The following is a 22,971-nucleotide window of genomic DNA, read 5'->3' as shown; positions in this document are numbered from 1 at the left end:
AACCAACCTTAACCATGAAAAAAGGATTACTTCTACTATTGATTATATTATTGGGCACCTCTGCCTTTGCCCAGACTGCCAACGAGTATTTTGAACCCATGAAATTTAGGAACATCGGCCCGTTTAGGGGAGGACGCTCCGTAACAGCCAGTGGTGTAGTGGGCGACCCGCTTACCTATTACATGGGAACAACGGGAGGAGGTCTTTGGAAAACCGCTAATGCAGGAGGTCAGTGGGAAAACATTTCGGATGGATTTTTTGAAATGGGTTCCGTGGGTGCTGTTTCCGTATCGCAGTCCAATCCAAACATCGTTTATTGTGGTATGGGTGAGCATGCCCCTAGAGGAGTTATGACGTCATATGGAGATGGTGTTTACAAATCCAACGATGCTGGAAAAACCTGGATTAAGTTAGGGTTGGAAAGAACGCAGCATATTTCCAGAATCATTATTCACCCGACCAATCCAGATATTGTTTACGTAGCCGCTCAGGGAGCCTTGTATGCTCCAAACGAAGAGCGAGGGGTATATCGTTCCATGGATGGAGGGAAAAGTTGGGAGAAGATTCTATACGTGGACGAAGGTACTGGAGCAGTAGAGCTTTCTATGGACGTAAATAATCCTTTGGTTTTGTATGCGGCGATGTGGGAGCATCAGCGTAAACCCAACAAAGTTATTAGTGGTGGACCTGGAAGTGGATTGTACAAAAGTACGGATGGGGGTAATACTTGGAAAGAAATGACCAAAGGTCTTCCTGAGGAAAAAGGAAAAATGGCCATTTCCGTAAGCCCTGCAAATTCGGATAAGGTATATGCTTTAATTGAAAGTGATTCCAACCAAGACAAAGGTGGTTTGTTCGTATCCAACGATGCTGGAGATAGCTGGCACATGGTAAGCGGAGATAACCGATTGGTGCAACGTGCTTGGTACTATATTGAAGTATTTACGGATCCTAATGACGAAGACACCGTTTATGTATTGAGTGCTTCCATGTTCCGTTCAGAGGATGGAGGGAAAACATGGGAGACCATTTCCGTACCCCATGGCGATACACACGATTTGTGGATCAATCCGGACAATTCCAAAAATATTTTGTTGGCAGATGATGGTGGAGCAACCATCTCTTTTGATTACGGAAAACATTGGACGCTTCAAGATAACATGCCAACGGCCCAGTTTTATCGCATCAATACGGACAATCTTTTTCCGTACAATATTTATGGTGGCCAACAGGATAACACTTCGGTTAAAATTTCGAGTCTTTCCGTAGGTCGATGGAGCATCAGCCAAGAGGATTGGCACTACTCCGCAGGGGGTGAGAGTGCCTTTTTGGCTTTTGACCCGGAAAATCCTCGCTATGTAATGGGAGGAAGCTATCTGGGAACTATTGAACTCTTGGATATGGAATCCAAAATGTCCAGCAATGTGATGGCTGCGCCTATTCAATATTTAGGAAGAGATGCGCGCGACATGAAATACCTTTACAACTGGAATGCACCGGTAATTTGGTCCAAGCACGAGCCGGGAACTTTTTATCATGGTGCGCAATTGGTTTTGCGTACTAGGGACAATGGTGTTACGTGGGAAGAAGTTTCCCCTGACCTCACAAGAGATCAAGATGAACTGCAAGGTAAGGGTGGTGGCCCCTACACCAACGAGGCTGTAGGTGCTGAAAACTACGGAACTTTAGCCTATCTTATTGAATCGCCGCATGAAAAAGGAGTTTTAATTTCGGGTAGTGATGATGGCTTGGTGCATATTACCAAAAATGGAGGGCAATCTTGGGAGAATATAACCCCAAAGGGATTAAAAGAGTGTTTGGTGAACGCCATTGAAGTATCACCGCATGACCCAGGCACTATTTATATTGCCACTACAAGATACAAGTTCAACGATTATACCCCAGGTTTGTACAAGAGTACCGATTACGGAAAAAGTTGGACGAACAATAGCGAAGGGATTCCTTACGGAGCCTTTACGCGAGTAGTGCGTGAAGACGAAGATCAAAAAGGATTATTGTATGCTGGTACCGAAAAAGGACTTTATGTTTCATGGAACGATGGAAAAAAATGGGAACCGTTGCAATTAAATCTGCCTAAAACTCCGATTACTGATTTAAAGGTGCATCAAGGAGATTTGATCGTGGCAACATCGGGAAGGTCTTTCTGGATTTTGGACAATATCACTACACTCTCTCAGTACAAAGGAAATGGTAAAGAATTGCGAATTTACAAGCCTGAAGTAGCCATTCACGGTAATTGGGGAAGTCAACTGAACAGTACATCCAAAAGCGTTACGGGAACCAGTTCTTTTGAAGGGGTAAACCCGGCCAATGGCATGGTGATTTACTATAACCTTCCAGAAAAAATGGATTCTACCGAGGTAACCATGGAGATTTTGAACAGTCAAGGTAAGGTAGTCAGAAGTTTTACATCTAAAAAAGATGAAGATTATATTCCACATAATGGGGGGGGCGCTCCACCAGCTCCTGTTTTAGGAACCGATAAAGGATTGAACCGTTTTGTTTGGGATTTAAAAACTCCGATAGTGCCGGGCATTCCAGGCGTATATATTGAAGCCAATTTTACAGGCCACAAAGTACCACCAGGAGATTACACTATCAACATAAAAGCAGGAGGGGAGACTGTTTCTTCTCAGGGAGCCATTGTTCCGACACCGGATACAAATGTAACTCCGGAACGTTTTACTGAATATGATGCCATCATGAACGATTTCGAGGCCAAGCTAACCGAGATGCACAATAAAGTGAATAAATTGAAAGAAGTGCAAGGTCAATTGGAGAAATTACTAAAGGATTTGGATGATGATGACCTCAAAAAAGAAGGTCAGGCACTGTTGGATAAATTAAAAACATGGGATGGAGAAATGGTACAGCGTAAATCGCAGGCTTATGACGATGTGGAGAACTTCCCCAATAAATTTACTGCGGAATACCTGTTCGTAATGAACCACAGTAATAGTGGTTTGCCTCAAATCAATCAACCATCAAAAGATAGAAAGGCAGAACTGGATGCGCAATGGGTTGGATTAAAACAGCGCGCAGAAGTTATAATGAATACAGAAATACCTAATTTTAATGCCAAACTATGGGAGAATGGCATTGGCGCTATTCGGATGTAAAACATAAAAACTGAGCAATTGCTATATCCATATATAAAATCGTTGCACCTCATTTTTGTGGTAACCTGGTTTGCAGGTTTGTTCTACATACCCAGGCTCTTTATCTATCATATTGAAGCTTGGCAAAAACCATCACCGGACAAGGAAATCCTTTCCGATCAACTAAAGTTGATGACGAAACGATTGTGGTATATCATCACTTGGCCGTCAGCTATTTTATGTACGCTTACGGCCATTTGGCTGTTGGTTTTGATGCCTGCATGGTTGCAACAACCTTGGATGCATGTGAAGCTGGCATTTGTGGTATTGCTTTTCGGGTATCATTTTAAATGCCATCAAATTTTTAAGCAATTACAGCGGAATGAGGTGAAATACACGTCCAAATTTATGCGGATGTGGAACGAAGTGGCTACCATTATTCTTTTTGCTGTCGTGTTTTTGGTCATTTTAAAAGATGCTTTCAATTGGGTCTATGGCATTGTGGGCATGTTTGTCCTAATGATACTTTTGATGTTGGGCATTCGATGGTATAAAAAGGTAAGGGACCGAAACCCCAACGCTTAGCTGAAAAACTACTCGAAAGAAATCACGGCTTGGCTCGATAATTGCTTAAATTTAACATCAAATCAAGCGAGCTTGTTAAGAAAACTTTCCTTACGGTCACGCATATTCTTTGCCATGATTACATTGGTGGTGGTCGCTTCTATCTTGATTGCCGGGGTAACGGTCTATCAGTACAAAGAGCAGGGAAACGATTACCACACGGAAAGATTGGAGCGAAAGGAGGAACAGTTGATCAAAAGCATCAACTATACCTTAAAGGAGACTACCTACCCCGTAACCACAGAAAATCTACATCTTATTTTCAGTGAAGACATTTATAAGATAGCCAACATTCAAAATGTAAACTTCAATATTTACGACCTAGAGGGTAATTTGATCAAAAACTCAAGACCCAGTTTTGATTCGAACACAATTGCGACCTGTCTTGATGCAGAAGTGCTCAATTTTTTGAGAGAAAGTAGCGAAGCCCGATTTATTGAGGAAAAAAGGGCCGCAGGAGATAACTATCAGTCAACCTATACCTATATCTACGACCTCAAGTTTAAGCCTATCGGTATATTGCACCTGCCCTATTTTGAAGATAATACCTTCAATTATATGGAGTTGAAAGAATTCCTTTTCAGATTGGGATTGGTATATGTTCTAATGCTTATCGTTGCCATTATCCTGGCATATTTCATTTCAAAATATATTACAAGATCCCTTCAGACCATATCGGATAAGATGAATCGGACAAACCTGACCCGGGAGAATGAAAAAATTTATTTGGAAAGCCCAGGTGAGGAAATCGGCAAACTGGTGGATTCGTATAACCGAATGATTGATGAGTTGGAGGAAAGTGCGGTAAAATTGGCCAGAAGTGAACGGGAACAAGCTTGGCGGGAAATGGCCAAACAGGTGGCGCACGAAATAAAAAACCCTTTAACGCCCTTGCGTCTTACGGTGCAGAGTTTTGAACGTAAGTTTGACCCAGAAGACCCTGATATACAGAAAAAGGTCAAGGAGTTTTCCAAAACCTTGATTCAGCAGATAGACACCATGAGCAATATTGCCACTGCATTCTCCAGCTTTGCGGATATGCCTGCCCAGCAAAACGAGACCTTGAATGTGGTGAAAGTGGTACGATTGGCCCTGGAGATTTTTAATGAGGATTATATTCATTTTATAACCGATGAAGAAGAAATTATTGCCAAACTAGATCGCACCCAGCTGATACGGGTAATCACCAATCTGGTAAAGAACGCAATACAAGCAGTGCCCAGTGTGGATTCTCCACGCATATTGGTCACTGTTGCTTCAGATGGACCGGAGGTTAAGATTTCGGTGGCTGACAACGGGGTTGGAATATCGGATGAGTTTAAACATCGCGTTTTTGAACCCAAGTTCACCACCAAATCTAGCGGTACAGGTTTGGGACTTGGTATGGTAAAGAACATTGTGGAAAACTATGGAGGAACCATTACCTTTACCTCAAAAGAGGGGAAAGGAACTGTTTTTTGCATTAAATTTCCGAAAGAATAAAAATAATAATGGCGGACATTTTATAGGCCGTTTCAAACATCAGTATATATGGATTTCGAAAACATCTACATTGAAGAAGAAAACAATTTGGCCACTATAACTATAAACAGACCCAAAAAGCTCAATGCCCTTAACAAAAGAACTATTGAAGAGCTACACGTAGCCTTTAAAGAATTGGATGAGGATAATGAGGTTAAGGTAATTATTATTACCGGTAGCGGGGGGAAAGCTTTTGTGGCAGGCGCTGATATTTCGGAATTTGCCAACTTCTCGGTTAAAGAGGGTCGCCAATTAGCTGCTACAGGACAGAACAATCTTTTTGATTTTGTGGAAAATCTATCCACTCCTGTTATTGCAGCTATCAATGGCTTTGCCCTTGGTGGAGGTTTGGAATTGGCCATGGCATGCCATTTTAGGGTAGCAAGCAGCAATGCCAGAATGGGCTTGCCGGAAGTCTCTTTGGGTGTTATCCCCGGGTATGGAGGTACCCAGCGTTTACCGCAATTGGTTGGCAAGGGTAGGGCCATGGAAATGATCATGACCGCTGGAATGATCGATTCTGATAAAGCCTTTGGCTATGGATTGGTCAACCATGTGGTATCTTCCGAAGAATTGTTACCGTTTTGTATGAAAATTGCAAGCAGGATATCGAATAATTCTACTGTGGCCATAAAACACGCAATAAAAGCAATAAATGCAGGTTTTAAGTATGACGCTGATGGCTATTCGGTGGAAATAGATGCCTTTGGCAATTGCTTTGGAACGGAGGACTTTAAAGAAGGGACCTCGGCGTTCTTGGAAAAACGTAAAGCAGATTTCCCCGGATCATGACCATTGGCTTAACCAAGCCAGATCATGAAAAAAAACCTATTTGTTATTGTTTGTCTTGTGCTCACCACATTGGTCAAAGCGCAAAAAATGCCCGTTTCCTACGATTTTGGGGAGAAATATAAGGACCGATACCAATATTCCAATTTAGTTGCTATTGATGAAGATGACTCTGGAGGATATGTTTTGGTTCGTGCTTATTACCAAGGATTGATTCTTAAACCCAAAGGATACCTTATTGAAAAATACAATAGTAATTTAGAACTGGAGTCTGAATTCAACTACAAGCTCAAGGGATTGGATTTTGTGAACGGGTTTCTTAAAAATGGCCAGTTGAATCTTTTGTTTCTAAAATACAATCCCAACAGAAGTGAATATGAATACTGGGTGCACACTAGCCCAATTATCGATTTCAACTTTAAGGAGAAGAAAATGCTTTCCATTGCTTCCGAAGAGGTAAACAATCCCGTAGGCAAAAACTATTATAACCGTGATTTCTCGCGAGGGTTTACCACGGCCATTCTTTTTAATGAAGATAAAACTGGATTTGTGATCAGTACGCATCACAAAAAAGGAAAGAGCAACAAACACATGATTCATTTGTTTGACACGGCCCTCAACAAAAAGTTTGAGTATGATTTTTCCGATGAAATCGAAGAGAAAAACTATGCTTTCGAAAATGTTGCTTTCTCCCCAGACCTAAAAACAGCTTACATCGTGGGTAAGGCCTACTTTAAAAAGAGACGTTTCAGGGTAGATGAGCGGAAATTTCAATACGAATTGATCAAGGTATCTCAGTACGGGAGCAAAACACAGTCCTTTGTGGATCCTGGCAAGTATCCGGATGGGCTGTATCCGGTTATTTTAAAAGACAGACTGGTCTGCTTGGGATTTTATGCGGATAGAAGGGATAATAGATACAATGGTATCGCCTATTTTGATTTAAAACAAAACACGCTGGAGATTCAATCCCAGAAGTACAATCCCTTTTCGCAACAGTTTATGAAAGATAAATTTGGGAAGGAAGACGATAAGGACATCAAAAACTTGGTTTTTAAAGGAGTTGAGGTAACCAATGAACAGGAGATTTTCTTTAATGCCGAGGAACAATTTGTAACCTCAGGATTGGAAGTCACAGGAGCGGGACAACGAGTAAAGATTGAGCGTTATCATTATAATGATATTGTCAGTGTTAAATTGAGACCAAATGGCGAGATGGAATGGGCACGGAACATTAATAAGACCGAGGTTACCCAAGGAGATGGAGCCTACGCTTCGTATAGTGCGTATTATAAAGATGGCAACACCTATTTTTTTATATGTACTTCTTCGGAGCACCCACAACTCATAAACAACGAGCGATTGATCTTTAAGCAAGGGTTTAGCCGAAACCGAAACGTATTCCTGATTTCTTTGGATGAAAATGGGGTTATGGATTATGAAAAGATCATAGATCAGCAAGAAGCCAGATTACCATTAATGGTCTCCAAACCGCTTAAGGACCAAGCAGAGGACAAAATGCTCTTTTACGCAAAACGGGGAAGTAGAAAACAACTCGTAAAAGTCGATTTCAATTAAATAAGATAATATTTAAGCATGGAAAGGCCTCAATTGAGGCCTTTTTCTTTGTCTTTAATCAAATAAGTAGGAAAAATATGACATAAATATTTTTTCATCAATTCATTTCTGGCATTCGTCAAATCACAAGCTACATGGGTCAGTTAGGGCCAAATAGTACCAAGAAACCATCCTACTTTTGGCATGTAAATAACCCTAATTATGTCATTATGAAGACTTTAAAATTATTCAATATGGTCATGCTCAGTATGGCGGTGCTCTTGGTTTCTTTTTCCGGTGAAGATGGTGAATCCGGATTCCCTGGCCCGGCAGGAGCTAACGGCAATGCTAACGTTAAATCATTTTCGGTAGATGTATCCGATTACCACGCCGTGGCCACCTACTTTGGATTGTAATACAGAAAATACCCTCTTGAGTTTTGTTTTGATAGGATAGGCCTGTCCCTTGGCCGGCTATGTTTACCTACGTATCAATGCTCAGCGGGCATATATCAATTGATATGGGTGTTTCGTCAATTGACATCAAAGAAACTTAGTAGAGACACATAGTTTTAATCATTAATAGTTAAATAAAAAATCATGAAAACAATTAGATTAGTTAGTATGGCCTTGATAGGCTTGGCGATTACATTAGGATCCTGTTCAGGGTCAGATGGAGAAACAGGACCACAAGGTAAACAAGGTGTGGCGGGATTAGATGGATCAGATGGGTCGGATGGGTCTGATGGAATCAGCTGTTGGGATTTAAATGGTAATGGTAGTGGCGATATTACAGAAGATGAAACCAATGAGGACATCAATTTGGATGGAGTAGTGGACGCTTTGGATTGTCAAGGTTCAGACGGCGCAGACGGCGCAGATGGCACTAATGGAGTTGATGGAAATGCCAATGTACAACAGTTTGCCTATGACATTACTTTGTTTGGTGATTATGGTAACCTTACATTAGATTTACTGAACATTGTTGATCAGCCTTCGAACTATGCTTTCCTTTATTACATAGTAGACTTTGATGGGTTAACATATTCCATACCAGGACCACTTTATAATGAATATTATACAACTGTTTATACAGACGTTGGATCAGGAGGTAATAGTTTTTATATTGACTTTTTTAATACACCAGACGATACAGTTGCGGTTGTTCCTAACGGGTTGTTTACTCAAGTTATAGTCGTGGCCATGGAATTGACCAATGGCGCAAAAAACAGTGAGAGTCTTATAGCTGACCTAAAGGCTGCCGGTGTAGATACATCCGATTACAACGCGGTAGCTAATTATTTTGGATTGGAGTAAAGTATTGTCCTAAAAAAAGGATACACTAACCATGAACAGAAAAAGCTGGGCATTTGCCCGGCTTTTTTTATGATAAAGGCATTTAGGATTCCTCACTTTTTACTTCTTAAATGTCATTTCGAGCGCAGTCGAGAAATCTCCTCTACCTATTTTTAATCTCTCACATGTATTTTGTTCAATTCGAAATGATAAAACCTTTCAACTTTAATATTATTTCATAATCATCTTAAAATGGAAATAATCCATATATTTGGAACATATCCAATTTTATGTTGTCCAAAGATTTTTTGAAAGGAAGGGGTGCTCAACAAAACACGAGCAATCGGTTTTTAAAGCATGTGTATGAAATGCGGGAAGACTTTTTGGAATTCTGCAGATTGGAAGGGGAAGAAGTCGAAAGCAACAAAACACAATACATTCCAATCTTTCCCAAGACCATAGTGAACAAAGTGGACAGCCCGGATGTTGGAATGATGTTCTCCATGAATCCCTATCAAGGTTGTGAACATGGATGTGTGTATTGCTATGCCAGAAACACACACGAATATTGGGGATATAGTGCTGGGTTGGATTTTGAAAGAAGAGTATTAGTAAAAAAGTCGGCACCAGAACTTTTGGAAGCCAAAATAAAGCACAAAAATTGGAAGGCTCAGACTATTGTGTTATCGGGGAACACAGATTGTTATCAACCTGCGGAGCAAAAGTTTGAAATCACCCGAAAATGCCTCGAGGTTTTTTTAAAGTATAGACATCCGGTAGGCATCATCACCAAAAACGCATTGGTTTTACGCGATCTTGATATTTTGAAGGAGTTGAACAAACATCAATTGGTAGGTGTCAATATATCGGTCACTTCACTATTAGAAAAAACAAGACGAAAGCTAGAGCCCAGAACAGTATCCATCCAAAAAAGATTAAAAACCATTCAGGTGTTATCAGAAAACAATATTCCTGTAAACGCTATGTTGGCGCCGATGATACCAGGAATAAATTCGCACGAATTGTTACCTCTGGCGAAGGCTGTTGCCGACCATGGAGTACTTTCCTTTGGGTTAACGGTAGTACGCCTCAATGGAGCTATTGGTCAAATATTCGCCGATTGGATTAAGAAAGCCATGCCGGATAGTGCTGAAAAGGTATTACATCAAATACAGGAGTGTCATGGCGGAACCTTAAATGACAGCCGTTTTGGAACAAGAACCAAGGGAGAAGGCAAAATTGCAGAGCAGATACACGAAATGGCCGGTCTGGCAAGAAAACGCTACTTTAAAGGGAGAAGCTTTCCACAATTGAACACCGAATTGCATCAGCAATATAAAGATGGACAGATGAAACTGTTCTAATACAATGAAGCAATGAGCAATGAGCAATGAAAATATGTCATTTCGAGATAGCTTGCGACGAGAAATCTCGTAAACAAATTAACTTTTACCCTTGATGCCAAAGTGAAGATTCTTCACTGCGTTCAGAATGACGACTGAGTTAAAATATAAATGGATTTGAGGGAATTAGAGCCATTTGTATTTGCTTCTTCTTTTACTAAAAAGAAATTCTTCGTTCCACACAGAATGACAGAAACAAAAAATGGCCCTAAAGGGCCATTTTCATTATGAATATAGTTTGGTCTATTTCAATTCCCAACCTTCTCGGTAATCACGGGTTACCCATTCGTTAGCTTTCTCATAATTGGTAATCTTCATATTATCCCCATCCCAGAAAAGTTTTCTTCTTCCAGGTGAGTTATATGGATTCCAATCGCTAGGGGTTTTACCTTCTTGCAATTCTTTGTATTGATAAGCTTTAACTGCCAAATTACCCATGAGCACTGTTTCTGTAAGTCTTCCTGCCTTTTCAAAATTGGAAGATGTTGGCGTACCATTTTGACAGCCATCCACAAAATTTGCAATGTGCCCGTTCATTCCTCCAGGTACCCTGGGATACTTAGCAGCAGGTGTTTTATAGAGATCCATCATTTCCGAAGGCAATAATCTTGCATTTCGGGAATAGGTATCACATACTAGGATGCCTTTATCCCCATACATAACAGTTCCACCTCCGTTATCTCCTATTGTTTCGTCATCTTTAAGTTCATCAGGTAGATTAGGTTTTAATCCACCATCGTACCAGTTCAAAGCAATATCACCATGCTCTTCGTGCTCAAACTTTAGGTGGATTTTAGATGAAGGAGGACAAGAATGGCTGTAATCAGCTTCCACAAAATCATCTACCCAAACCGTGGTACAACTTGCTTCTGCTTCTTTAGGATAACCAAGGTCAAGAACGCTAAAAGGAGTTTCCATAATGTGGCATCCCATATCTCCCAACGCTCCAGTCCCAAAGTCCCAGAAACCTCTCCATTTAAATGGAAGATAAGCATCATTGTAGTCCCTCATTTTTGCTGGGCCCAACCAAAGGTCCCAATCCAATTCCCTAGGAATACGGTCCTTTTTTGTGGGCAGGGGAAGGCCTTGAGGCCATACAGGACGGTTGGTCCAACAATCGATGGTGTGTACCTTACCAATAATGCCCGATTCCACCCATTCGCGAGCTATTCGGCTACCATCGCTGGAAGCACCTTGGTTCCCCATTTGGGTTACAATACCTTGTTCTTTTGCAACTTGGGTCATCAGTCGGGCCTCGTAAATATTGTGTGTCAACGGTTTTTCAACGTAGGCATGTTTTTTTTCACGCATAAAGGGGAGTGAAATGGTTGCGTGAGTATGATCGGGAGTTGCAACGGCAATGGCATCAATATCGTTCAAATGTGCATCAAAAACCTTTCTGAAATCTTTGAATCGTTTTACATCTGGAAACTGCTCATAAGTTTGTTGAGCGCGACGGTCATCCACATCGCAAAAAGCCACAAATTTCACCCTACCTGTATCATTCAAACCATTGATTACCCCATTTCCTCTACCTCCAACACCAAAACCTGCCACATACAGGGTGTCACTTGGGGGGATATGGGTTTTGCCCAACACATGGCTCGGAACAATAGAAAACGCAGCCGAAGCGGCCGCGGCATTTTTGATGAACTTTCTTCTTTGCATTTTGTTTAGTTTGATTTATGTGAATCACCAAGATACAAAAAAGGCCTGCAGAAAACCTAGCTATTACTCATCACCATTCCATTCTTTATAAAACTGTTCAAGGTAGTTCAACATAAATTGATGCCGCTGCTCGGCCAGTTGTTTTCCAGTGGGAGTGTTCATTTTTTCCTTGAGCAGCAACAGCTTTTCATAAAAATGGTTGATGGTGGGAGCCGTTGATTTTTTGTATTCCTCCTTTGTAATATTGAGGTTTGGAGAAATTTCCGGATTATACAATTCCCTATTTTTGAATCCACCATAATTGAAAGCTCGGGCAATACCTATGGCGCCAATTGCGTCCAAACGGTCTGCATCCTGCACAATGTGAAGTTCTTTTGAGGCAAAAGCTTTTCGGTTGTTCTTTTCCAAACTGTTTTTAAAGGACATGTTTTTGATGATGTTCACGACATGAGCTCTGGTTTCCTCATCAACGGATTGAGATTCGAGAAACTTTTCTGCAATTTTTGGCCCTAAACTTTCGTCCCCGCCATGGAATTTTGGGTCGGCGATATCGTGAAGCAGGGCGGCTAGTTGCACAATAAGTGAATCGCCATCTTCGTGATTTAAAATCAATTTCGAAGTATTGAAAACACGCTCAATGTGAAACCAGTCATGCCCTCCTTCGGCATTTTTGAGTTCTTCTTTTACAAAATCAATGGTGTTTTGTACCAGTTGGTTTTCTTTCATTATTTTGTTTTAACACCAGAAACAATTTGGTTTTCAATTTGGGTGATGAGTTCATCGATATTTCCTTTGTTTTCTATGGGCGGATGCACTTCAAAAGTAACATGCGAACCCAATCCCATGGGAAATTTGCCATAGCGTAGCAGCTTCCAAGAATTATTTATACTAATAGGTATAATAAATGCCGAAGGTGCATTCTTTATCATCACCTTGAGTCCTGTGGTTCTAAAAGGTTTTGGAATTCCAGTCCTACTTCGTGTACCTTCTGGGAATATAACGGCGCTCCGATTGTTCTCTTCAATGTATTTCCCCAATTTTTGGAGTTCCGTAATGGACTGTTTTGGATCTTTTCTATCAATAAGCGCCGCACCGCCATGTCTTAAATTATAGGATACACTGGGAATTCCTTTTCCCAGTTCAATTTTGCTTACAAACTTTGGATGGAATTTGCGCATATACCAAATTATAGGCGGGATATCGTACATGCTTTGGTGGTTGGTAACTATAATGAGAGGTTTTTCTGTTGGAATAGTTTGGTTGTTTTCAAATCTGTAACGGGTTCCGAGCACATTCGTGCATCGCATAATAAACCAGTTTAAAATGGAAACACTCCCTTTGTGCGCACGGTACCCGAACGCATTTAGACAAATCCATTGTATGGGATGGAAAATAACCAAAACCAACCCGAAAAGGAGGAAGAAAATAATGGTAAGAGGGTAAGACAGTAATTTTTGCACAGGTACATGTTTATTGGTTGCGGTAAAAATAAAAAAACCACCCTTTAAGGTGGTCTTTAGAATATCTTATTTACCTGATTTTAGCAAAACTCGTTGTAAGCTTCCATCAAGTTTTCTGCTATAAGTTCAGCTGGTCTACCTTCAATGTGGTGTCTTTCGATCATGTGAACCAATTCTCCATCTTTGAACAAGGCCATGCTCGGTGAAGAAGGAGGAAAAGGAACCATGTGGTTTCTTGCTGTTTGCACTGCTTCCATGTCCACACCTGCAAAAACGGTCACCAAATTGTTTGGCGTCTTGCTGTTTTGCAGACTTAATTTAGCAGCTGGTCTTGCATTGGCCGCGGCACAACCACAAACCGAATTCACCACTACTAAAGTGGTTCCATCCTTTTTTAGTGCATTTTCAACGGCTTCGCTTGTATGTAGTTCTTCAAACCCGACATTTGCCAAGTCTTCGCGCATAGGTTTTACCAATTCTTCTGGATACATAGGTTTTTTTTTAATTAGAACAACAAAGATACAGTATTGTTGGGTTTTTTTCATCACCGTTAACATTGCTTAAAGCTTTGTTTGCCCATCAAACCCTTATATTTGCGGTTTAAATTTTGAAGCATGATCAAGTGGATAGCCGCCTTTCTTGGATATTTTTTATTTCGATTTCCCGGTGCGGTTTTAGGATTTATCGTGGGAACTTTTTTGGATAATTTGGGAGGTTCGGGCAATAGATCCAGGTCGGTATTCCAAGAATTTACCAAACAAACGGTATCACCGGCCGATTTTGAGTTGAATTTACTTTCGCTTTGTTCCATAATCATAAAGGCCGATGGGCAGGTAAACCAAAGGGAATTGGATTATGTGCGACAGTATTTCTTAAGCACTTATGGTAAGGAAAGAGCAAACGCCATTTTTAGGACATTTAACGAGGTCATAAAAAAAAGAGAAATATCCACTCAACGCATCTGCAACTTCATGGTGCAGCGCACAAGATATGAGGTAAGGCTGCAAATGTTGCACTTTCTGTTCGGGATTGCACAGTCGGATGGACAGGTCAGCAAAGCAGAAGTGCAAAAATTGAGAGAAATTGCGGGGTATTTTCGCGTAGGTCAGCACGATTTTGAAAGTATTATGGCAATGTTCATAAAGTCGGCGGACAACTCGTACAAGATTTTGGAAATCGAGAAATCGGCCACGGATGAGGAGGTGAAAAAGGCATACAGGACAATGGCCAAAAAGTATCACCCTGACCGTGTAGTGACAGAAAATGAAGCTATTAAAAATGGCGCCGAGGAAAAATTCAAAGAAGTGCAAAAAGCTTATGAAACCATACAAAAGGAAAGGGGAATCTCTTAATCAAAACCAATCATGGAGGAATTTTTATTTTATATCAAATTAGGACTTAACCATGTGCTGGATTTTGGTGCTTATGACCACATTTTGTTCTTATCAGCTTTAACGCTTCCTTTTACTTTTAAAAATTGGAAACGGGTATTGGTTTTGGCTACTATATTTACCGTTGCCCATTGTACATCTTTGGCATTGTCGGTATACGAAGTTGTTACTATGGATGTGGGTCTCATTGAGTTTTTAATTCCGGTTACTATTTTGCTGACGGCCCTATTCAATTTTGCATATGTTTATAAGAAATCCTTGGATGTAGGGCTTTTTCTTCACATTTTGGCCACAGCTTTTTTTGGATTGATTCATGGTTTTGGCTTTTCGAACTATTTTAAAATGCTGATGGCTGAAGAAGAAGATAAAATAACGCCCTTATTAGGATTTGCAACAGGTATTGAGTTGTCTCAGGTGACCATAATACTTGTGATTTTGATTATTGCATATGTGGTTTTGAACCTATTGAATGTGAAAAAAACCATTTTTATTGCTGTTGCTTCAATTTTGATCATTGCCATTACAATACCCCTGCTTATTGCTACGTTCCCCTTATAGGATCTACGTTAAATTTTATCGAATAAGGTTGTAAGGGTCTTTCAAAGCAGGTATATTTATTTAATTATCAGCGTTTTTTTGGATTTATGAAGGCGAGCAAACAAGAAAAATACGATAAAGCCTATTTGCGAATGGCCCAAGAATGGGGCAAACTTTCTTATTGCAAAAGAAGGCAAGTAGGAGCCATTATCGTAAAGGATAGAATGATAATTTCCGATGGGTACAATGGAACCCCTACCGGATTTGAAAATATTTGTGAGGATGATGAAGGATACACCAAATGGTATGTACTCCATGCCGAGGCCAATGCCATTCTTAAAGTTGCCTCATCTACCCAATCTTGTGAGGGTGCTACGTTATACATTACCTTATCTCCATGTAGGGAATGTAGCAAGCTTGTGCATCAAGCTGGCATAAAACGTGTAGTATATCAGAAAGCGTACAAAGACGATTCTGGAATTAAATTTCTTGAAAGGGCAGGAGTTGAAATCGTCCATTTGCCCATTTTGGAAGAAATGGTTTAAAACCATCATTGCTATATGAAAAAGATTAAAGGATATATTTGGCCCACACTACTGGCTTTGGCAGTAGCTCTTGGTATTTTTATCGGGGGCAAACTCCATTTTAATGATTCCCCGGAGAAACTATTCTCCACGAACTCCAAAAAGGATAAACTCAATCGGCTTATTGATTATATCGACTACGAATATGTGGACGATGTGGATACCGATAGCATTGTGGATGTTACCGTGAACAATATCTTAGGAAAATTGGATCCTCATTCCGTGTATATTCCAAAAGATGAAATGAAGGATGTTGCCGAGAACATGAAAGGGGATTTTGCAGGTATCGGTGTCAGTTTTTACATGTATAGGGACACTATTACCGTAATTAGAACTATCAAGAATGGTCCTAGCTATATTAGTGGGATTAAGCCTGGAGATCGCATTTTAATGGCGGACCAAGATACTCTTTACGGTAGGAAAATTGTCAATGACGATGTGGTATCGACCTTGAAAGGTAAGATTGGGACCAAGGTCAATTTGAAGGTTTTCAGAAAAACCGATAACAAAATGATGGACGTTCCCGTGGTTCGCGACCGGGTGCCGATCAGAAGTGTTGAAGCCTATTACATGCTTACCAAAGATATGGGCTACATCAAAATAAACCGTTTTGCGGAATCCACTTTTGATGAGTTCAAGGATGCACTCAGAAAATTGAAATTAAGAGGGGCAGAAAAATTAACCTTGGACCTAAGAGACAACCCAGGGGGGTATTTAGAAATTGCTGAAAAACTGGCCGATGAATTTTTGAGTGAGGACAAGCTGATACTTTTTACTAAGAACAAAAAAGGGCGGGTCAAAAAAGCCTATGCGACCAAAAGAGGAGATTTTGAGGATAAGCAGGTATATGTTTTGATCAATGAACGATCCGCATCTGCCAGCGAAATTATTGCTGGGGCATTACAAGATAATGATGTAGGAACCATTGTGGGTAGACGTTCATTCGGGAAAGGTTTGGTACAACGTGAAATGGATTTGGGTGATGGCTCTGCAGTTCGCTTGACCGTTTCAAGATACTATACACCTACCGGCAGGTCCATTCAAAACTCATACAAAAATGGAAGCCATGATTACTACAAAAGATTCATGGAGCGCTATACTAGCGGGGAACTTATCTCAGCAGATAGTATTAAGGTAGCTGATTCGTTAAAATTTGTGACGCCGAAAGGTAAAGTGGTCTATGGCGGCGGCGGGATTATCCCGGATGTTTTTGTACCGATTGGAAACAACCAAGAAGAAGCTATAGAGAGCATGGACGATACCTATCAATTCTTTGCCCGTTTTGTTTTTGAGCACTTGGAAGAGGACAGGACCATGTACGATGGATATAACCAAAACCAATTTTTGGACGAATTCAGTGTGGATGATATCCTTTTCGACAAATTCATCCAATTTGTACTCGACCGTAAGATAAAGTTGGATTTCTATGCCTATGAGGATAAAATAAAGGACTATTTAAAGGCCAATATTGCTGAACAATTATTCTCACCTAATTTGTCCGCTCAAATTAAAGGTGATCATGACCCTATGCTAAAAAAGGTAAAAGCCTTGGATAATGCGGTGGTTGACCAATCCCAAATTGGTGCTGTGGAAGTAAAACCTTAATTTATTTTTTGAGCTTTTGGTCAATCTTTTTAGATGTCATAAAAATCAACATAAGGACTATGGCACATAACGAAGCTACTATTCCTATCAAAGCAATGGTACTATCACCCTGAAGCGGGTTTTCAAAATCTACCAAAGTCACGTTATAGGCGATAAGGCCCAACGCCAAAATGATTAAAATGATAGCAAAGGTCTTGTTCATGTCAGTCAATATTTTTAAACACCGTGCGTAAGTAACTCGTTAATATTGGTTGCAAATAATTTTACCGCAATGGCCATAAGAATTACACCGAACACTTTTCGGATGATATTAAGACCGTTTTTGCCCAATATCCGTTCAATTCGCGCACTTGATTTAAGAACGATATACACAAAGATAACGTTAATAATTATGGCAACTATAATGTTCTCCACATGATACTCTGCCCTTAGGGACAATATGGAGGTCAAGGTACCGGCACCTGCGATAAGCGGAAAAGCAATGGGTACAATGGAAGCGGTTTCTGGCTCATCGTCCTTGTAAAGGGATATACCCAAGATCATTTCAATGGCAAGGAAAAAAATTATAAAAGCACCGGCAACTGCAAAAGAGTTTACATCAATCCCAATTAAGGAAAGTATGCTTTCCCCAACAAACAAAAAGGCGACCATAATACACGCCGCAACAATGGAGGCCTTTTCAGATTGTATATGGCCAACTTTGTTCCTTAGGGATAAAATGATTGGAATACTTCCCAAAATATCGATTACAGCAAACAAAATCATTCCAGCTGTCGCTATTTCCTTAAAGTTAAAATTCATTGCATTATTTTTTTCGGACGGCAAATTTACGTGTAAAAAACACTTTTGGACTACATAATATGTTTATAAATCATCAATTTTTTGGTTTTGAACTACCTTTGTCAAAAAAGTAAGGGTTTAATATGTTCCAGATAGGAAAAACCATTGTATCAGAAGAGATTTTACAGAATGATTTTGTATGTAACCTAAATGCTTGCAAAGGAGCTTGTTGCGTGGGTGGTGAGTATGGAGCTCCATTGGATGATTCCGAGACCGATAAATTGGTGAACATCTATCAGGATGTTAAACCTTTTTTACGCCCCGAGGGTATTGCCGCTATTGAAGAGCATGGAACTTTTGTGAAAGGAGAAGATGGTGAATGGGAAACCCCTTTAGTGAACAATAATGAGTGCGCCTATGTAATTTTTTCTAAAGACGGAGTTGCAAAGTGCGGGTTGGAAGCTGCCTATGAAGCCGGTGCTACCCAATGGAAAAAACCCATTTCGTGCTATTTATACCCAGTAAGGACACGTGAGTATTCCGAATTTACAGCAGTTAACTACCATAAATGGGAAATTTGTGACCCAGCCTGCGCTTTGGGAGAAGAATTAAAAGTGCCCATTTATAAATTTGTAAAGGATGCCTTGATCAAAAAATTTGGAGAAGATTGGTACCGTGAATTGGAAGAAGTAGCTGCAGAAAATATTAAATCGTAGGTATGTCCAGGATTACCTTGGTTCCGTTTGGTCTACCATTTTCGTCAAACAGGTCCATTATGGCCACATCAAATTTGTTTTGATAGTCCTTGGCAAAATTGGCCAATCGTTCCTTGGTAATACGAATGCCCAAAGACTTCCTCTTAAGCACTCTGTTTTCTTTGTTTACTTCTGCCATGGTTCTACCTACACCATTGTCCACAATTTCTATGGTTACATGCCCCCTGTTCTTGTGCTTTACATTAATCTGTATTTTCTTTTCACCCTCTTTGGGGGATAGGCCATGCCAAAGGGAGTTTTCCAGAAATGGTTGTAATGTAAGTGAAGGAATTTTGATATTGTCAATATTGATGTCTTTTTCCACCTCTATTTTGAAGTCGATTTCATTAGAGAACCTAATGTTTTCAATATTCATATAGAGTTCCATGGTTCCCAACTCCTCGGATAAAGGAATCTCTTTTTGTGATGAGGCCTCCAGAATTTTTCGAACCAGTTTAGAAAATTTGTTTAGGTAATGGACAGCGTTTTTTTGCTCGTTGTTTATAATGTAAAGCTTGATCGAGTTCAATGAGTTGAACAAAAAATGCGGATTCATTTGACTGCGGAGCATCTTTTGTTCCAAGGTAAGCACCCTTTTTTCGTTTTTGTTTTGGTATTGGCGATAAAGGATATAAAGAATGGATGATATAAGTCCTACGATCAATGCGCTTACCAATAGTGTGGTCTGGTTTTTTTTCAACCTTAAGCGAACAATTTCATTTTCTTTGGCCAGCACAGCAATTTGACTGTTCTTTTTATCATTTTCGTATTTTATGATAATGTCATTCATATACCGCAGATTGGTGGCGCTTGAAATCTGCTTGTCGTACTCATCTGCCTTTTTGTAGAACTCGTAGGCCTTTTTAAAGTCACCTCTTGTGTTTTCTAGCAGTGACCTTTTCTCATACCCATACAGAATATTGCTCGGAATATTATGGTTTTGAGACATTTCCAACCCTTCTTGTATAAAGTCTTCAGCCTTATTGTAATTGCCCAACTTGGTATATGCCCATCCCGTGTTGATAAAAATAACAGAGGTTATTGAAAAGTCACCTATTCTTTTGGATTCTTCATGAAGTGGTTCCAACAATACCAAAGCTAGATAGGGCATATCTTGTTTTAGATATATTTGGGCAAGGCTGTTTTTGCAAATTACACGACCGATATCGGAATCAATTTCTTCGTTGTATGCCAATGATTTTCTGTAATTTTCAAGGGCTGCTTCCAAATCTCCCTTTTCTTCCAAACAGTGTCCAATATTTTGATGGTTGATGGCCAATCCTAGTTTATTACCAAGTTCTTCCTCGAGTTTTAATGCTCTTTTGAATTGTAAAATGGCCAAATCATACTGCTCCAAAGTTTGGTATAGGTTTCCAATACCGTTTAGGGCAACATTGATACTTCTTTTAATATGGTGTGAGGGATTTTCTACCTGCTCTGCCAACTGCAACGCTTTTTGATTGTAATCCAACGCTGTTTTAATGGCGTCTGTGCGTCTATAGACCACTCCGAGCATATTTAGACTAAAAACCCTGAGCTCGGTATTATTGGCTTCTTCAGATGCAGCTAGAGCCTCTTCATGAAGATTTGTTGCCTTTTCATACTGAGAAATATTTCTGTATTTCATGCCCAATTGGTTCAAAGCATAGGCCTTACCTTCCAAATAATCGTATTCCTCACTCAAATTGGCAAAGTACCTTAAGAATGTAGTATCCCTTTTTTCCGAATAAAGGTCTTTATCCAGGGATTCGAAGGTTTTGGGTTGAAGTTGTACAAGTGTTTCCGCTTTTTCTTGAAATTCTTCAGGGATTTCCTGTGCTGGCAATGAACTCAAAACCGAAAACAACAATAGAAACAGTAGAGTAGTCCTTTGTACTCGATGTAGGTTTTCGATTTGTTGGAACTTTACGATAGGCACGGGAATATAGAGGGATTAAAGCATATCCAAAAAATCGGATTTTTTTTGCCGGGAAACAGGGATTTTATGATTGGATTCCAAAACCACGTAGCCGTCGGTTTTAAGGAATTCTTTTATTTTATTAAGATTGATAATATACGAATTATGAATTCTAAAGAAGCAGTTCGTCGGAAGAAGCTCATTTACCTCTTTTAGTTTCTTGGTAAGAAGAATCTTTTGTCCATCTGTTAGGAAAATGGTACTGTAATTTCCATCGGATTCAGCATAAAGTATATCGTCACTATTTAAGAAAACCAATTTGCCATCAGTATTGATGGTTATTTTTTTGCTGTGTGATTCCGCATTGAAGCTGAGCAATATTTTTTCCAACCGCTCAACGGTCAAATTTTTGGCATTGAACCGTTTTATCTTGGCAATAGTTTCTTCAAGGTCATCGGTATCTATAGGTTTTAATAAATAGTCAATGGCCTCATTTTTTAAAGCTTGCAATGCATATTGGTTGTAAGCAGTGGTAATGACAACGGGAAAATCTTTGTTTTTAAGGTTTTTAATAAATTGAAACCCGTCCATGGAGGGCATCTCTATATCCAAGAACAAACAATCCGGAGTGTTCTGTTCCAAATAATTTAAGGCTTCTCTCGCATCGGTAAAAGATGCAATAATATCTACCTCATCGCTCAAGTTGGTCAGTTCCCAACTTAAACTCTGAAGTGCTTTAATTTCGTCATCGACTATAACGGCTTCTAGCATAGTATAGAATAGGTAATATCAAATTTAGGATTATTCTTTACATCCCAATAAAATTATGTGTTAATGGATATTTACCACGTATAATTGGTATAAAAACTAAAACCAAGGGAAAAATCTCTCTTTTTAGTTTGACGGCCAAAGCTTTATGAGAAAAGACCAACAGACTATCGAAATTATTAAAACCAATTATACATAAAAAAGAACAGTTTATACATAGAGCCCATATTTGGGGTCGATAGTTAATTATCTTCGGTCTGTCAAAAAATGTAAGGACAATTTGAAATAGCCAGAAAATGAGAAAATGTGCAGTATTGTTCCTGATTTTAATCGTGGCTTTGATTTTTGCCGCAGTTTCAGAAGAGAATAATAAGGAATTAGGTTCGGATTGGAATGAGGTAGTTGCAAGGAAGTAAACTTGCAACCAGAATATATTTGATCTTAGAAATTTTGTATTACCAATAATTGTACGGCCACAGCAACCAATCTTTTTGATTGTATAAACCGCTTGCACAATTAAATCTTCGGTTTGGTCCTAATCTGGATTTGATTTTAGGTTTCGGGGGAACTACCTAAACAAAAAAAGATTTAAAAAAACCATAATTGAAGAGGCCGTACTCTTTGGTAATAGTGGCCCTTGGCCAGTTCATCATAAAAGCGAGACCAGGTAAGTATAACACAATATACTTCTTGGTCTTTTTTTTGCTTCGTACAATTTGGCTTTTGTCTTTCCAATATCTTGTCCAGAGTCTAGATATCAACAGTTTATGTTAAAAACTTTGACCCTTTTTTGTAGTACAACCCTTTACTGTTTAAAGACATTTTTAAATCTTTGCCGATGTTGTTTTCAAGATATCATGTATTAGGAAAACCATTGTTGGTAGATACAGTAATGGAAATACTAAAGATGATTTTATTGGGACAAAGAGTTTACTGTACGTCTGGCACCAAATTTTTTAGAACTGGTTAGTTTTAAGATGTACAGTTTATTTGTACTGAAATAATCAGTACGTGTGATAGTGTTTATTGATTTAATACCTCGGATAAGTTCACCCCACACTGGAACATTCCGAGGTGTTTTTTTATGACATAAAAAAGCCTCCAATCTTGGAGGCTTTTAAATTTTATGGATGAACAAAGTCTACAGCGACCAAGCTTTCCCACCGGTCAATGTTTGCAAATCGCCACAGGGAACGTACTCCCCGGGAATCGGCAAAT

The 22,971-nt window shown here is 39.7% G+C and carries 21 protein-coding genes; 13 read left to right on the top strand and 8 right to left on the bottom strand.

All coding sequences use genetic code 11. From position 1 onward, the window contains the following. Positions 1-14: 14 nt before the first annotated feature. The 8 genes from ACQQ5U_RS05270 (at position 15) to ACQQ5U_RS05235 (ending at position 10,269) form a co-directional block, all read left to right on the top strand. Positions 15-3,140 carry a VPS10 domain-containing protein gene (locus tag ACQQ5U_RS05270; RefSeq protein WP_437395918.1) on the top strand — a complete coding sequence of 1,042 codons (3,126 nt, stop codon included), beginning with the start codon at positions 15-17 and terminating at the stop codon, positions 3,138-3,140. An 18-nt stretch (positions 3,141-3,158) separates the two neighbouring features. Beyond that, a complete protein-coding gene (locus tag ACQQ5U_RS05265; protein WP_437395917.1) occupies positions 3,159-3,704 on the top strand; it encodes a CopD family protein in 546 nt (181 codons plus the stop codon). 114 nt (positions 3,705-3,818) lie between these two features. Next, positions 3,819-5,225 carry a sensor histidine kinase gene (locus ACQQ5U_RS05260; protein WP_437396670.1) on the top strand — a complete coding sequence of 469 codons (1,407 nt, stop codon included), beginning with the start codon at positions 3,819-3,821 and terminating at the stop codon, positions 5,223-5,225. Between the two features lie 48 nt (positions 5,226-5,273). After that, a complete protein-coding gene (locus ACQQ5U_RS05255; RefSeq protein WP_437395916.1) occupies positions 5,274-6,056 on the top strand; it encodes an enoyl-CoA hydratase/isomerase family protein in 783 nt (260 codons plus the stop codon). Positions 6,057-6,080: 24 nt separating this feature from the next. Further along, entirely contained in the window at positions 6,081-7,631 is a 1,551-nt protein-coding gene (locus ACQQ5U_RS05250; protein WP_437395915.1) for a hypothetical protein, read from the top strand. Between the two features lie 209 nt (positions 7,632-7,840). After that, the gene (locus tag ACQQ5U_RS05245; protein ID WP_437395914.1) at positions 7,841-8,026 is read left to right on the top strand and encodes a hypothetical protein; all 186 of its coding nucleotides are present in this window, start codon (positions 7,841-7,843) and stop codon (positions 8,024-8,026) included. Between the two features lie 183 nt (positions 8,027-8,209). Then, positions 8,210-8,926 carry a hypothetical protein gene (locus ACQQ5U_RS05240; protein WP_437395913.1) on the top strand — a complete coding sequence of 239 codons (717 nt, stop codon included), beginning with the start codon at positions 8,210-8,212 and terminating at the stop codon, positions 8,924-8,926. A 269-nt stretch (positions 8,927-9,195) separates the two neighbouring features. Continuing rightward, positions 9,196-10,269, top strand: a complete 1,074-nt coding sequence (locus tag ACQQ5U_RS05235) for a PA0069 family radical SAM protein (protein WP_437395912.1) — start codon at positions 9,196-9,198, stop codon at positions 10,267-10,269. Between the two features lie 282 nt (positions 10,270-10,551). Here the strand turns inward: ACQQ5U_RS05235 and ACQQ5U_RS05230 are convergent, their stop codons facing one another. The 4 genes from ACQQ5U_RS05230 to ACQQ5U_RS05215 form a co-directional block, all read right to left on the bottom strand. Continuing rightward, positions 10,552-11,976, bottom strand: coding sequence for a Gfo/Idh/MocA family protein (locus ACQQ5U_RS05230; RefSeq protein ID WP_437395911.1), 1,425 nt, complete (start codon positions 11,974-11,976; stop codon positions 10,552-10,554). A gap of 63 nt (positions 11,977-12,039) precedes the next feature. Further along, positions 12,040-12,702 (bottom strand): HD domain-containing protein, encoded by a 663-nt coding sequence (locus ACQQ5U_RS05225; RefSeq protein ID WP_437395910.1) that lies wholly within the window; start codon positions 12,700-12,702, stop codon positions 12,040-12,042. Next, positions 12,702-13,436, bottom strand: coding sequence for a lysophospholipid acyltransferase family protein (locus tag ACQQ5U_RS05220; RefSeq protein ID WP_437395909.1), 735 nt, complete (start codon positions 13,434-13,436; stop codon positions 12,702-12,704). Before ACQQ5U_RS05220 ends, ACQQ5U_RS05225 begins: the two co-directional genes overlap by 1 nt. Positions 13,437-13,516: 80 nt before the next feature. After that, complete coding sequence (locus ACQQ5U_RS05215) at positions 13,517-13,927, bottom strand: BrxA/BrxB family bacilliredoxin (RefSeq protein WP_437395908.1); 411 nt, start codon at positions 13,925-13,927, stop codon at positions 13,517-13,519. A 123-nt stretch (positions 13,928-14,050) separates the two neighbouring features. On the opposite strand from ACQQ5U_RS05215, the gene ACQQ5U_RS05210 reads away from it, so the two are divergent. The 4 genes from ACQQ5U_RS05210 to ACQQ5U_RS05195 all read left to right on the top strand — a co-directional run bounded on the left by ACQQ5U_RS05210 (position 14,051) and on the right by ACQQ5U_RS05195 (position 17,553). Then, positions 14,051-14,788, top strand: a complete 738-nt coding sequence (locus tag ACQQ5U_RS05210) for a TerB family tellurite resistance protein (protein ID WP_437395907.1) — start codon at positions 14,051-14,053, stop codon at positions 14,786-14,788. A 12-nt stretch (positions 14,789-14,800) separates the two neighbouring features. Beyond that, positions 14,801-15,385, top strand: coding sequence for a HupE/UreJ family protein (locus ACQQ5U_RS05205; RefSeq protein WP_437395906.1), 585 nt, complete (start codon positions 14,801-14,803; stop codon positions 15,383-15,385). Between the two features lie 86 nt (positions 15,386-15,471). Further along, positions 15,472-15,909, top strand: a complete 438-nt coding sequence (locus ACQQ5U_RS05200; protein ID WP_437395905.1) for a deoxycytidylate deaminase — start codon at positions 15,472-15,474, stop codon at positions 15,907-15,909. Positions 15,910-15,924: 15 nt separating this feature from the next. After that, the gene (locus ACQQ5U_RS05195; protein WP_437395904.1) at positions 15,925-17,553 is read left to right on the top strand and encodes a S41 family peptidase; all 1,629 of its coding nucleotides are present in this window, start codon (positions 15,925-15,927) and stop codon (positions 17,551-17,553) included. 1 nt (position 17,554) lies between these two features. Here the strand turns inward: ACQQ5U_RS05195 and ACQQ5U_RS05190 are convergent, their stop codons facing one another. Both ACQQ5U_RS05190 and ACQQ5U_RS05185 read right to left on the bottom strand, forming a co-directional pair. Continuing rightward, positions 17,555-17,755, bottom strand: a complete 201-nt coding sequence (locus tag ACQQ5U_RS05190) for a hypothetical protein (protein WP_437395903.1) — start codon at positions 17,753-17,755, stop codon at positions 17,555-17,557. Between the two features lie 14 nt (positions 17,756-17,769). Continuing rightward, on the bottom strand, positions 17,770-18,354 hold the full coding sequence (locus tag ACQQ5U_RS05185) for a MarC family protein (protein WP_437395902.1): 585 nt from the start codon (positions 18,352-18,354) through the stop codon (positions 17,770-17,772). A gap of 122 nt (positions 18,355-18,476) precedes the next feature. Here ACQQ5U_RS05185 and ACQQ5U_RS05180 point away from each other — a divergent pair, with 122 nt between their 5' ends. Further along, on the top strand, positions 18,477-19,049 hold the full coding sequence (locus ACQQ5U_RS05180; protein WP_437395901.1) for a DUF3109 family protein: 573 nt from the start codon (positions 18,477-18,479) through the stop codon (positions 19,047-19,049). Here ACQQ5U_RS05180 and ACQQ5U_RS05175 read toward each other — a convergent pair. Next, on the bottom strand, positions 19,039-21,006 hold the full coding sequence (locus ACQQ5U_RS05175) for a tetratricopeptide repeat-containing sensor histidine kinase (RefSeq protein ID WP_437395900.1): 1,968 nt from the start codon (positions 21,004-21,006) through the stop codon (positions 19,039-19,041). The two genes, ACQQ5U_RS05180 and ACQQ5U_RS05175, sit on opposite strands and share 11 nt — an antisense overlap. 15 nt (positions 21,007-21,021) lie before the next feature. Next, complete coding sequence (locus tag ACQQ5U_RS05170; RefSeq protein ID WP_437395899.1) at positions 21,022-21,756, bottom strand: LytR/AlgR family response regulator transcription factor; 735 nt, start codon at positions 21,754-21,756, stop codon at positions 21,022-21,024. Positions 21,757-22,971 lie beyond the last annotated feature (1,215 nt).

The sequence above is a fragment of the Flagellimonas lutimaris genome (assembly GCF_051494225.1).
Lineage (GTDB): Bacteria > Bacteroidota > Bacteroidia > Flavobacteriales > Flavobacteriaceae > Flagellimonas > Flagellimonas lutimaris_A.
The sequence above is the reverse complement of the archived record's forward strand: the minus strand, read 5'-3'. Positions and strand labels throughout refer to the sequence as shown.